The 13,300-nt window shown below is 71.0% G+C and carries 7 protein-coding genes; 2 read left to right on the plus strand and 5 right to left on the minus strand.

The genetic code is table 11. The annotated features are described in order from the left end of the window. Positions 1-23: 23 nt before the first annotated feature. From ABEB06_RS13505 to eccD, 4 genes are all read right to left on the minus strand, one after another. Positions 24-1,376, minus strand: a complete 1,353-nt coding sequence (locus ABEB06_RS13505; protein WP_345697101.1) for a M16 family metallopeptidase — start codon at positions 1,374-1,376, stop codon at positions 24-26. Between the two features lie 86 nt (positions 1,377-1,462). Beyond that, positions 1,463-3,673: a polyribonucleotide nucleotidyltransferase gene (locus tag ABEB06_RS13510; protein ID WP_345697102.1), complete on the minus strand. Its 2,211-nt coding sequence runs from the start codon at positions 3,671-3,673 to the stop codon at positions 1,463-1,465. Between the two features lie 380 nt (positions 3,674-4,053). Continuing rightward, positions 4,054-4,344, minus strand: coding sequence for a 30S ribosomal protein S15 (gene rpsO / locus ABEB06_RS13515; RefSeq protein ID WP_345697103.1), 291 nt, complete (start codon positions 4,342-4,344; stop codon positions 4,054-4,056). Between the two features lie 90 nt (positions 4,345-4,434). Continuing rightward, the gene (eccD, locus tag ABEB06_RS13520) at positions 4,435-5,889 is read right to left on the minus strand and encodes a type VII secretion integral membrane protein EccD (protein ID WP_345697104.1); all 1,455 of its coding nucleotides are present in this window, start codon (positions 5,887-5,889) and stop codon (positions 4,435-4,437) included. Positions 5,890-6,153: 264 nt separating this feature from the next. Here eccD and eccCa point away from each other — a divergent pair, with 264 nt between their 5' ends. Next, positions 6,154-10,104, plus strand: a complete 3,951-nt coding sequence (gene eccCa, locus ABEB06_RS13525; RefSeq protein ID WP_345697105.1) for a type VII secretion protein EccCa — start codon at positions 6,154-6,156, stop codon at positions 10,102-10,104. Between the two features lie 426 nt (positions 10,105-10,530). Then, complete coding sequence (locus ABEB06_RS13530; RefSeq protein ID WP_345697106.1) at positions 10,531-11,937, plus strand: APC family permease; 1,407 nt, start codon at positions 10,531-10,533, stop codon at positions 11,935-11,937. A 69-nt stretch (positions 11,938-12,006) separates the two neighbouring features. Here ABEB06_RS13530 and mycP read toward each other — a convergent pair whose 3' ends face one another. Then, entirely contained in the window at positions 12,007-13,287 is a 1,281-nt protein-coding gene (gene mycP / locus ABEB06_RS13535) for a type VII secretion-associated serine protease mycosin (protein WP_345697107.1), read from the minus strand. Positions 13,288-13,300: the final 13 nt, after the last annotated feature.

Below are 13,300 nucleotides of genomic sequence, written 5' to 3' on the forward strand. Positions count from 1 at the left end.
TCCTCTCACACCAACGGGTCGGGTCACACCAGCAGGTCGGCGAGCTTGGCGGCCCGCCGGTCGTTGATCGGGCCGATCAGGGCCAGCGAGGGCCGGTACGCGCCCAGCACATCACGGGCCACGGCGTGGACGTCGTCCAGGGTCACCGAGGCCATCTTCTCCAGCATCTCGTCGACCGAGAGGTGGTGGCCGTAGGAGATCTCCGCCTTGCCGATCCGGTTCATCAGCGAGCCGGTGTCCTCCATGCCGAGCACGGTGGAGCCGGAGAGCTGGCCGATGGCGCGCTGCAGCTCCTCCTCGGTGATGCCGTGCTCGACGACCCGGGCGAGCTCCTGGCGGCAGATCCGGAGCACCTCCTCGACCCGCTTGGGCTGGCAGCCGGCGTAGATGCCGAACAGGCCGGTGTCGGCGTACGAGGACGAGTAGGAGTAGACCGAGTACGCGAGGCCGCGCTTCTCCCGGACCTCCTGGAAGAGCCGCGAGCTCATGCCGCCGCCGAGGGCCGCGTTGAGCACGCCCATCGCCCAGCGGCGCTCGTCGTGGCGCGGCACGCCGGGGGTGCCGAGGACCAGGTGGGCCTGCTCGGTGGGCCGGTTGAGGACGGCCACCTTGCCGGCGGTGCGGACCGCCTTGACGCCCTGGCGCACCTCGGCGGGGTGGCCGGTGGACGTGGCCAGGACGGCGGCGAAGGCCTGCTCGACCAGCTTGACCACCCGGCGGTGGTCGAGGTTGCCGGCCGCGGAGACCACCAGGTTCTCCGGGCGGTAGCGGCGGTGGTAGAAGCCGGCGATCTGGTCCCGGGTGAGGCCGGTGACGGTCTCCTCGGTGCCGAGGATCGGGCGGCCGAGCGGGCCGCTGCCGAAGATCGTCTTGGCGAAGAGGTCGTGCACCACGTCGCCCGGGTCGTCCTCGGCCATCGCCATCTCCTCGAGGATGACGCCGCGCTCGGCCTCCACGTCCTCGGGGCGGATCAGCGAGCCGGTGAGCATGTCGCAGACCACGTCGATGGCCAGCGGCAGGTCGGTGTCGAGCACCCGCGCGTAGTAGCAGGTGTTCTCCTTGGCGGTGAACGCGTTCATCTCGCCGCCGACCGCGTCCAGGGCGGCCGAGATCTCCAGCGCGCTGCGCCGGGAGGTGCCCTTGAAGAGCAGGTGCTCCAGGTAGTGGGTCGCGCCGTTGAGGACCGGGGTCTCGTCCCGGGAGCCGACGCCGACCCAGATGCCGAAGGTGGCGGAGCGCACCGTGGGCAGGGTCTCGGTGACGACGCGCAGGCCGCCGGGGAGAACGGTGCGGCGCACCGTCCCGGCGCCTTCGACGCCCTTGAGCAGGGTCCGGGTCGTGCCGGGGCGCTGCTTCGCCGCGGAGGCCTGGGCCACCGGGGTACCTCCAAGAAGGGTGGAACAACAGGGTGCGGCCCGCACGCCGCGAGGGGCGTGCGGGCCGCGGGGTCAGTACCCGAAGGTCACTCGGAAGCGGCGGCCTCGCCGCCCTCCTCGCCCTCGATGACCGGGATCAGGGAGAGCTTGCCGCGCGGGTCGATCTCGGCGATCTCGACCTGGACCTTGGCGCCCACGCCCAGAACGTCCTCGACGTTCTCGACGCGCTTGCCGCCGGCCAGCTTGCGGATCTGCGAGATGTGCAGCAGGCCGTCCTTGCCCGGCATGAGCGAGACGAAGGCACCGAAGGTGGTGGTCTTCACCACGGTGCCCAGGTAGCGCTCGCCGACCTCCGGCATGGTCGGGTTGGCGATCTGGTTGATCGTGGAGCGGGCGGCCTCGGCGGCCGGGCCGTCGGAGGCACCGATGTAGATGGTGCCGTCGTCCTCGATCGTGATCTCGGCGCCGGTGTCCTCCTGGATCTGGTTGATCATCTTGCCCTTGGGGCCGATGACCTCGCCGATCTTGTCCACCGGGATCTTGATGGTGATGATGCGCGGGGCGTTCGGCGACATCTCGTCCGGAGTGTCGATCGCCTCGTTCATCACGTCGAGGATGTGCAGGCGGGCGTCCTTGGCCTGCTTCAGGGCGGCGGCCAGGACCGACGCCGGGATGCCGTTCAGCTTGGTGTCCAGCTGGAGGGCGGTGATGAAGCCACGGGTACCGGCGACCTTGAAGTCCATGTCGCCGTACGCGTCCTCGGCGCCGAGGATGTCGGTGAGGGTCACGTAGTGGGTCTCACCGTCGATCTCCTGCGAGATCAGGCCCATGGCGATGCCGGCGACGGCGGCCTTCAGCGGCACACCGGCGTTCAGCAGCGACATGGTGGAGGCGCAGACCGAGCCCATCGAGGTGGAGCCGTTGGAGCCGAGCGCCTCGGAGACCTGGCGGATGGCGTACGGGAACTCCTCGCGGGTCGGCAGCACGGGCAGGATCGCCCGCTCGGCCAGCGCGCCGTGGCCGATCTCGCGGCGCTTCGGCGAACCGACGCGGCCGGTCTCGCCGACCGAGTACGGCGGGAAGTTGTAGTTGTGCATGTAGCGCCGACGGGTCTCCGGGGAGAGGGTGTCGAGCTGCTGCTCCATGCGCAGCATGTTCAGCGTGGTGACGCCCAGGATCTGGGTCTCGCCGCGCTCGAACAGGGCGGAGCCGTGGACCCGCGGGATGGCCTCGACCTCGGCGGCCAGGGTGCGGATGTCGGTGACGCCGCGGCCGTCGATGCGGACCTTGTCCTTGATGACGCGCTCGCGGACGATCTTCTTGGTCAGCGCGTTGTAGGCGGCGCTGATCTCCTTCTCGCGGCCCTCGAACTCCGGGAGCAGCTTGTCGGCGGCGATCGCCTTGATGCGGTCCAGCTCGTTCTGGCGCTCCTGCTTGCCGGCGATGGTGAGCGCCTGGGCCAGCTCGTCCTTGACTGCGGTGGTCAGGGCGGCGAGCACGTCGTCCTGGTAGTCCAGGAAGACCGGGAACTCGCCGGTGGGCTTGGCGGCCTGGGCGGCCAGCTGGGCCTGCGCGGCGCAGAGCACCTTGATGAACGGCTTGGCGGCCTCGAGGCCGGCGGCCACGACCTCCTCGGTCGGCGCCTCGGCGCCGCCCTCGACCAGCTTGATCGTCTGGGTGGTGGCCTCGGCCTCCACCATCATGATCGCGACGTCGCCGTCCGGCAGGGTGCGGCCGGCCACGACCATGTCGAAGACCGCGTCCTCGAGCTCCGAGTGGGTCGGGAAGGCCACCCACTGGCCCTTGATCAGCGCGACGCGGACGCCGCCGATCGGGCCGGAGAACGGCAGGCCGGCCAGCTGGGTGGACGCCGAGGCGGCGTTGATGGCCACCACGTCGTACAGGTGGTCCGGGTTGAGCGCCATCACGGTGACGACGACCTGGATCTCGTTGCGCAGGCCCTTGACGAAGGACGGGCGCAGCGGGCGGTCGATCAGGCGACAGGTGAGGATCGCGTCCTCGGAGGGCCGGCCCTCACGACGGAAGAACGAGCCGGGGATCCGGCCCGCGGCGTACATCCGCTCCTCGACGTCGACGGTCAGCGGGAAGAAGTCGAAGTGCTCCTTCGGCTGCTTCGAGGCGCTGGTGGCCGACAGCACCATGGTGTCGTCGTCCAGGTACGCCACGGCGGAGCCGGCGGCCTGACGGGCCAGGCGGCCGGTCTCGAAGCGGATGGTGCGGGTGCCGAAGCTGCCGTTGTCGATGACGGCCTCGGCGTAGAAAACGTTCTCTTCCACCTGGAAGATCTCCTCTTTCGTACGTCTCAGGAGGAGCGTCCCTGCGCTGTGCTGAACCGGTGGCCCGGGCAGGTCTGGGCCGGTCTTCGATCGAAGCCCCCGGGTCGTCTGCTGACTCCCGGCGGCCACTACCGAGGACCGGCGCCTCGTCGGCCATCCGGTCGGCGGTCGCGTGTGGACGCTCCCCTGGTGCGGGCGGCTTCCGTTTGAAGCCATTCGGCCCGCAAGGGCGGGCATGCCCTTTACCTTACAAATTCACACCCTACCGAGCGGCGGATCACCACGCGCGTCTCTTTGTGGCGGATGCGTCCGCGGCGTTCCCGCGGCGGATGTGCCGAAGGGCGGCTCCCCGGGAAGGGGAGCCGCCCCTACGAGCGGTACTAGCGGGCGCCACCGGCGGCACCGCGGCGGATGCCGAGGCGGTCGACCAGGGTACGGAAGCGCTCGATGTCCTTCTTGGCCAGGTACTGCAGCAGACGGCGGCGCTGACCGACCAGGATCAGCAGGCCACGACGCGAGTGGTGGTCGTGCTTGTGGGTCTTGAGGTGCTCGGTCAGGTCCGAGATGCGGCGGGAGAGCATGGCCACCTGGACCTCGGGGGAACCGGTGTCGCCCTCCTTCTGGCCGAACTCGGCAATGAGCTGCTTCTTGACGTCAGCGGCGAGAGCCACGGCATCTCCTTCGGGTGTTTGACCGAGCCGACCCTGGTAGGCAACACAAGATCTGACATCACTCGGACTGGCCAAGGGTACCAGTGCGGATCAGCCGGTCGCGCCGCGCACCAGGTTGTACACGTCGAGCACGGCCAGCGTCAGCGGCACCAGCGAGATCAGCATCAGGCTGTCGACCATGTCCAGGATGCGGCCCCAGAACGGGGAGACGCCCACCCGGGGCACGATCAGCGCGATGCCGGTGAGGATCGCCGCGCCCGCCGCGATCGAGGTGGACAGCCAGATCGTCCGCAGGTCGGCGCTGGTGGCGCCGGCGCCGAGCAGGTGCAGCGGGGTGTGCAGCGACAGGCCGAGGACCAGCAGGCCCAGGGCGGCCAGGCCGGCGATGGTGAGCGCGAAGACCTGGGCGGTGTAGCGGAACAGCCGGGCCCGCAGCATGGTCGAGATGCCGATCACCAGGGCGAGGAGCTCGGCGAAGGTGCGGTCGCTGAAGCCGAGCACCGCGACGGCACCGACCACGGTCGCGGCGCAGCCGCCGACCAGGCCGACCAGCACCTCGTGGCCGCGCCGGGCCTGGGCGGCGATCCGCTCGTACTGGACGGTCTCGGCGCGCTCGGTCTCGTCGGCGAAGTTGGAGCCGCGGGTCCGGGTCTGGCCGGGGGCGCTGAAGCCGACGGGCAGGCGGGCGAAGCGGGCCGAGAGGGCCGGCAGGAAGCCGACCGCGGCGACCGCCGCGACACCGGTGACGGCGGCGATGTTGGTGGCCGAGGTGCCGGGCATCAGCACCGCGGCGAAGGTGGCCAGGGTGCCGGAGGCGGCCAGGAAGGCGGAGGCGACGAAGATCGAGTCCTTCTCCGGCAGCAGGCCGACCAGCAGGACGGAGACCACCAGCACGCAGACGCAGCCGACCAGGAACTGCAGCCGGCCCGGGCCCTCCCCGGCGGACGCCACCGCGATGACGCCGGAGCCGGCGATCAGCGCGTGCGGCAGCGCGCCGAGGCCGAGCGCGACGGCGGCGTTGTGGTCCTCGTACACCCGGGCGCGCACACCGGCGTAGGTGGTGAGCACGATCGCGGTGACGCCGGACAGGATGCCGGGCAGGCCGTGCATGTCGTGGCGCAGGTCCGAGAACCACAGCGCGAAGCCCAGCAGGACCAGCAGGACGCTGGCGCCGATCAGGCCGAAGGCCCGCATCAGCTCGGGGCTCCAGAAACGGCGGTCGGCCCCGACGGCGGACGCGATCGCGTCGGCCACGTCGTCGTAGACCGCCGGCGGCAGCGACTCGGCGAACGGTCGCAGGCTCAACAGGTCGCCGTCGCGGACCTGTTGGGCGGCCAGCGGAAGGCCGCTGTCGAGCACCGTGCCGTCCCGGCGGACGAGATGGAACCCGGTCGGCGTGCCGTCGATCTGGCTCTGCCCGGTGAGGCGCAGGACCTCCGGGTAGATGTCCGCGAGCGGGACGTCCTCGGGCAGGGCAACGTCGATCCGGCTGTCCGGCGCCACTACGGTGACCCGGCAGAAACCGGTCGTTGCGTTTGTGCTCACCGGCCCTCTCCCCCTCGTTGATTGTGTCGGTAAGTCAGGCGGCACCCTACCGCCCGCATGTACGCGGCGGCCAAGGCGGGTTGGGGTAGGACCCCGCAGGGTGCGCCGTTGACCGTGCCCAGTAGGATCTGCCCCTGCGCTAGGCGCACGGGGGCGGTACGAAGTTTTGCGACGACCTCCCCGCGCCTGCGGTCGGCGGAGCGGGGGCGGCGTCATCACACGGGGCGCCCTCACCCGTACGTATCCAGATGCGTGAGGGCAAGCATGAGTGTCGTGACGGTCAAGCGTCCACCCCGGGCGTACCCGCCCCCGGTGCCGGACCAGCCGGTCGAGTTGGTACCGCCGCCGGAGCTCCCGCGGGCGGGCGGCGAGGACTGGATGATGTCGCTGCTGCCGCTGTTGGGCATGGGCGGCTCCGCGGCGTTCTTCTTCTCGCCGGGCGCACAGGGTCCGATGAAGATGATGGGCGTGCTGATGGTGGCGTCCACCGCGGCGATGGCGGTCGCGCAGATCGTCAAGGCCCGCAAGGGCGGCAGCGCGGGCACCGCGGACGAGCGGCGCGACTACCTGAAGTACCTTCAGCAGAAGCGCCGCGAGGTCCGCCGGACCGCCGAACGGCAGCGCGGCGCCCTGCTGTTCACCCACCCCGAGCCGGACCAGCTGTGGTCGATCGTGGCCGAGGGCCGCCGGTTGTGGGAGCGGCGGCCGTCCGACGCGGACTTCGCCCAGATCCGGGTGGGCCGCGGCCCGCTGCAGCTGTCGACGCCGCTGGTGGCTCCGCAGACCGCGCCGATGGACGAGCTGGAGCCGCTCGCCGCGGAGGCGATGGGCACCTTCATCCGGACCCACGGGACGCTCCAGGACCTGCCGCTGGCGGTCTCGCTGCGCGCCTTCTACCACATCACGGTCTGCGGCGACCCGGACTCGGTGTACGGCAACGTGCGCGCGATGATCGCCCAGCTGGCCACCCTGCACTCGCCCGAGGACCTGATGATCGGCGTCGCCGCCGCTCCGGGTGCGGTCGACGAGTGGGAGTGGGCGAAGTGGCTGCCGCACACCCAGCACCGCAAGGAGGCGGACGGCGCGGGCTCGCGGCGACTGATCGCCTCCGGGCTGGGCGAGTTGGAGGAGCTGCTGGCCAATGAGCTGGCCGGCCGCAAGGGCTTCTCGCGGGACTCCGTGCCGACCCCGGACCAGCCGCACATCGTGGTGGTCATGGACGGCGCGGGCGTGCCGGTGGACTCGGTCCTGGCCGGCGCGGAGGGCGTCCAGGGCGTGACCGTGATCGAGGTCGTCCCCGGCGACCTGGACGAGCCCAACGGCCACCTGGTGATCACCATCGGCAAGGACGAGCTGCTGCTGGAGGCCGCCTCGGGCGCCTCCTACCCGGGCAAGCCGGACGCCCTGTCGAGCTGGCAGTCCGAGGCGCTGGCCCGCCAGTTGGCGCCGTTCCGGGCCTCGGCCGGCGACGACGACGGCGACCCCTCGCTGGTCTCGATGGACTTCACCGAGATGATGCACACCGGCGACCCGGGCTCCTTCGACCCGGCCCGGCACTGGCGGCCGAAGCCGATCGCCGAGAAGCTCCGGGTGCCGCTGGGCGTCGGCCAGAACGGCGAGTACGTCTGGCTGGACATCAAGGAGGCCTCGCTCCAGGGCATGGGCCCGCACGGCATGTGCGTCGGCGCGACCGGTTCCGGCAAGTCCGAGGTGCTGCGCACCATCGTGCTGGCGCTCGCGGTGACCCACTCCTCCGAGGTGCTCAACCTGGTCCTCGCCGACTTCAAGGGTGGTGCGACCTTCGCCGGCATGGCGGAGATGCCGCACACCGCGGCCGTGATCACCAACCTCGAGGGCGAAGCCACCCTGATCGACCGCATGCGCGACGCGATCGAGGGCGAGATGAACCGCCGTCAGGAGCTGCTGCGGACGGCGGGCAACTACGCCAACATCAACGAGTACGAGCGGGCCCGCGCGGCCGGTGCGGCGCTCGACCCGATGCCCTCGCTGCTGATGATCATCGACGAGTTCTCCGAGCTGCTCACCGCGAAGCCGGACTTCATCGACCTGTTCATCCAGATCGGCCGGATCGGCCGTTCGCTCGGTATGCACATGCTGCTCGCCTCCCAGCGGCTGGAGGAGGGGAAGCTCCGCGGCCTGGACACCTTCCTCTCCTACCGGCTGGGTCTGCGCACCTTCTCGGCCGCCGAGTCGCGGGCCGCGATCGGCGTCCCGGACGCCTACCACCTGCCGCCGATCCCCGGTGTCGGCTACCTGAAGTTCGGCTCCGACGTGATGGAGCGCTTCCGCGCCGCGTACGTCTCCGGCGCCTACCGGGCGCCGGGCCAGCAGCGCGTCGTCGGCGGGCGGGCGGTCACCGCGCAGCCGGTGCTGTTCACCGCCGCCGAGGTGCCGGTCATCGAGCCGGTGGTCGAGGAGGTCGTCGAGGAGTCGGCGCCCGAGGTGGACGACTCGCTGCTGCCGACCATGCTCGACGTGTTCGTGGAGCGCATGGTCGGCCAGGGCCCGCCGGCCCACCAGGTGTGGCTGCCGCCGCTGGAGGCCGCGCCCTCGATCGACCAGCTGGTGCCGCCGCTCCAGGTGACCGCGGACCGCGGCCTCTCCGCGCCGCACGGCCGCAACGGCGGCCTGGTGGTGCCGGTCGGCATCGTCGACAAGCCGCGCGACCAGCGCCGCGACATCATGGAGCTGGACTACTCCGGCGCCGCCGGCCACGGCATGATCGTCGGTGGTCCGCGGTCCGGCAAGTCGACCCTGGTGCGCACCATCGTGGCCGGCTTCTCGGTCACCCACACCCCGGTCGAGACGCAGTTCTACCTGCTGGACTTCGGCGGCGGCGGTTTCGGCTCGCTGGCCGACCTGCCGCACGTCGGCGGTGTCGCGGGCCGACTGGACGTGGAGAAGGTCCGCCGCACCATCAGCGAGGTGCACGGCGTGCTGAACCGCCGGGAGGAGCTGTTCCGCTCCACCGGGATCGACACCATCGCCACCTACCGGTCCCGCCGGGCGGCCGGCCAGCTGCCGGACGAGCAGTTCGGCGACGTCTTCCTGATGATCGACGGCTGGCTGACCTTCAAGCAGGAGTTCGAGGTCCTGGAGCCGGTCATCGCCGACATCGCCCAGCGCGGTCTCGGCTACGGCGTCCACGTGATCATCACCGCGGCCCGGTACGCCGAGGTCCGCCCGGCGCTGAAGGACCTGCTGCAGAACCGGGTCGAGCTCAAGCTCGGCGACTCGATGGAGTCCGAGATCGACCGCAAGGTCGCCGTGAACGTCCCGCCGATCCCCGGCCGCGGTCTGACCCCCGGCAAGCTGCACTTCCTGTCCGGCCTGCCGCGCATGGACGGCTCCTCCAGCATCGAGGACCTGGTGGACGGCGTGGCCGACCTGGTCGCCCAGGTGAACGCGGGCTGGACCGGCCCGCGCGCCCCGCAGGTCCGGATGCTGCCCGCCGTCCTGGACGGGCAGTCGCTGCCCAAGGGCTTCGAGCACCCGGAGCTGGGCATCGCGTTCGGTGTCGACGAGGTCGAGCTGGCGCCGGTCTTCGTGAACTTCGAGACCGACCCGCTGTTCATCGTCTTCGGCGAGAGCGAGTCCGGTAAGTCGGCGATGCTGCGGATGCTGATCAAGCAGATCACCGAGCGGTACACCCCGGACCAGGCCGGCATCGTGGTCGGCGACTTCCGCCGCTCGCTGCTGGGCGTCGTCCCGCCGGAGTACCTGGTGGAGTACGCGGCCGCCGCCCCGGCGATGTCCTCGATCGTGGAGATGCTGCGCGGCGCCTGTTCGCGCCGCCTGCCCGGCCCGGACGTCACGCCGGAGCAGCTGCGCAACCGCAGCTGGTACAGCGGCAAGGACATGTTCGTGATCGTGGACGACTACGAGCTGGTCGCGACCCAGTCGGGCAACCCGATGGCGCCGCTGGCCGAGTTCCTGCCGTTCGCCCGCGACATCGGCCTGCGCATCATCATCGCCCGCAACTCCGGCGGCGCCGGCCGCTCGCTGTTCGAGCCGATCATGCAGCGGATGCGCGAGCTCGGCGGCCAGGGCGTCCTGCTCTCCGGCGACAAGAACGAGGGTGCGCTGCTCGGCACGGTCAAGCCGCAGCCGCTGCCCCCGGGCCGGGGCGTCTTCGTCTCGCGCCGGATCACGGCCGGCCAGACCGTCCAGACCGGCTGGCTGCCGACGCCGTAGCCGCCGCTGGTCAAGTAACAGGGTGTAATGACGAGGGCCGGGTTCCGACGAACCCGGCCCTCGCGGCATCTCGCCGCCCGGACGGTGCCAGAACGTTATCTTCGGGTTTCCGCTGGTGAGCTGCGGTTCCCGTACCTCCGCGACGCGTTGCGGGCCGCTCGACGCCCCCGACGATGCCCTTCGAATCGAAGATCATCCATTGCGTGCACCTTTGATTCAAGCGGAATTTACCGGGATTTAGCATGGGCGGTGCATGACTATGTTGCCCACCGCAACGAATTCCGTAGCTTCCGCCGCGTTGACTGGACCATTCCGCACGGGCACCCTGGCCAACCGGGAGCGATGAGAACACCACACCGCCAGGCAAGCCTTCGGAGGCGATACCGCTCCCCACCCCCAACCCCCCGCCAGTCGATCGGAAGCCCCATGACCGACACGCTTCACCCGCAGGTCGCCGCCCCGGAGGGCGCCGGTTCAGCCTCCGGGAACCCGCAGAAGCTCTCCCGATCGCTCGGCGTCGTGGGCGGCACGCTGCTCACCCTGTCGTGTGTCACCCCGGCCTCCTCACTGTTCGTGATCGTCCCCGAGCTCTTCAACTCACTGGGCACGTTCACCGGCCTGACCATCGCGATCGGCTCGCTGATCTGCGTCGCGGTGGCCTTCTGCTACTCCGAGCTCGGCACCCTGATCCCCAGCGCCGGCGGCGAGTACGCGATGGTCGGCACCCTGGCGGGCCGCTTCGCCGGCTGGCTGGTCTTCATCCAGTCGCTGATCGTGGTGATGATCGTGCCCTCGCTGATCGCGATCGGCACCGCCGACTACCTGGCGCCGATCATCCAGGTCGACCCCAAGGTCGCCGGCGCCGTGGTGATGATCGCGGCGACCGTGGCCGGTCTGCTCGACCTGCGGGCCAACGCCTGGATCACCGGCATCTTCCTGGTCCTCGAGGTCATCGCCTGCGCCGTGGTCTCCTTCCTCGGCTTCGCCAACAGCGAGCGGGGCCTCGGCAGCCTGCTGCACGGCCAGGTCGCCGACGGCAACGGCGGCGCCAGCCCGGTCACCCTCGCGCTGATCATGGCCGGCATGGGCACCGCGCTCTTCGTCACCCAGGGCTTCTCCACCGCCATCTACCTCTCCGAGGAGCTGGAGAACCCGCGCACCAACGTCGCCAAGACCGTGCTGTGGACCCTGGGCCTGTCGGTCGTCATCATCCTGGTCCCGGTCGCCGCGATCACCGTGGGCGCCCCCGACCTGGCCGCGCTGACCAACGGCAACATCTCCGACCTGGTGGCCGGCTGGGCCGGCAGCTCGGTGGGCACCTTCGTCAGCCTCTGCATCGCGCTGGCCATCATCAACGCCGGCATCGTGATGGTCATCCAGAACTCCCGCGTGCTCTTCGCCTCCGGCCGTGACAAGGCGTGGCCGGAGCCGATCAACCGGGCCTTCGGCACCCTGAACCGCTTCAAGGCCCCGTGGATCTCCACCCTGGCCGTCGGCATCCCCGGCGCGGTGCTCTGCTTCGTCCCGCAGGACACCCTGACCAGCATCACCGGTGTCGCCGTCGCCGCCCTGTACCTGCTGGTCGCCGTCGCCGCCCTGTTCGCCCGCAAGGGCCACCACAAGGACGCCCCGGCGTGGCGCCAGCCGCTCTGGCCGGCCCTGCCGATCCTGGTGATCGTGGCGCTCGCCTACACTCTGTACAGCCAGGACAAGATGGCCCTGCTCTACACCGCCGGCATCACCGTGCTGGCCAGCCTCTACTGGGTCTTCTACCTGCGCCCGCGGCAGGACAGCCGTTGGGTGATCACCGTCCCCGAGGACGAGCAGGTCTGATCCCGCCCGCACGTGACAGCGGCCCCCGCCCGGAGCTTCCGGGCGGGGGCCGCTGTCGTAGCCGGGGTCTCAGGCGTGCTCGCCGCGGCGGCGGCGGAAGTCGCGCAGCACCACGGCGCCGCCGGCCAGCGCGGCGACCGCCAGACCGCCGCCGCCGAGCACGAAGGTCGCGGTGCGGGCGTCCCGGTCGGCCTGGGTCTCGGCCAGGCCCAGCGGCTGCGCCACGATCGGGACGTTGTCCAGCTTCACCTTGGCGTCGGGGCTCGGGGACTCGGCGGGAGCGCTCTCGCTCTGCACCGCCTTCACCGGGTCGACGACGCCCCAGCCGATGAAGCGGTTCGCGCCGCGCTCGTTGCGCTGCGCGGTCTGTTCGATCCGGGTGCGGATCTGCTGGGCCGTCCACTTCGGGTACATGCCCTTGAGCACGGCGGCCAGTCCGGCCACGTACGGGGCGGAGAAGCTGGTGCCGTTGTCGACGCACTGGCCGCCGGCCGGCACGGTGGAGAGCATGTCCACCCCGGGCGCGGCGATGTCGACGAAGTCGCCGTACTGGGAGAACGGCGCGCGCTCGTTGTTGCGGTCGGAGGCGCCGACGGCCAGCACCGTTTCGATGGCGGCCGGATAGGTGTCGCCCTCGCGCCCGTCGTTGCCGGACGAGGCGACCACCACGACGTTCTCGTGCTCGGCCCGCTTCAGGGCCTCCTCCAGGGCGCCCCGGCCCTCGAACTCGCCCTTGTCGTTGTCGGCGCGCACGTCCTGCGAGATGTTGATCACCTTCGCGCCGGCCGTGATCGCCTGGTTGATCGCGGCCACCAGGGTGGTGACGTCCCCGTTGCCGTCGCTGTCGTTCTGCCGGATCGCCAGGATCCTGGCGTCCGGCGCCAGGCCCACGAAGCCGGTCCGGTCGGGCAGCGGACGGGCCGCGATGATGCCGGCCACCTTGGTGCCGTGGCCGACCTTGTCGGTGACGCCGGTGCCTTCGACGGCCTTGCCGGTCTGCCGGTCCTTGAGCAGCGAACCGCCGTCGATCACCTTGCCGGCCAGCTGCGGGTTGCTGGCGTCCACGCCGGTGTCGATCACCGCGACCGTGACGTCCTTGCCGGTGCCGGCCGCCCAGAGCTGGTCGAGCAGCACCCGCTGGAGTGCCCACGGCTTGCTCTTCACGTCCGCGGCGGGGAAGGTGCACTCACCCGCGGCGGCTATCGACATCGGGGACCAGCGGACCGCGCCGGCCCCGTCGGCTGCGCCGGCCGAGGGCCCGGCCGCGAAGGCGGGCGCCGCGGCGGTGCCCCCGACCACCCCCAGCACGACCAGCACGGCGGCGGCCCTGCGGAACGTACCCAACGACACCTTGCTACCCCTC

Origin of the sequence: Kitasatospora terrestris, assembly GCF_039542905.1 — a bacterium.
Lineage (GTDB): Bacteria > Actinomycetota > Actinomycetes > Streptomycetales > Streptomycetaceae > Kitasatospora > Kitasatospora terrestris.

Coding starts and splice junctions, on each gene's coding strand:
- eccCa (WP_345697105.1), top strand. CDS start 6,154: ATGAGTGTCGTGACGGTCAAGCGTCCACCCCGGGCGTACCCGCCCCCG.
- ABEB06_RS13530 (WP_345697106.1), top strand. CDS start 10,531: ATGACCGACACGCTTCACCCGCAGGTCGCCGCCCCGGAGGGCGCCGGT.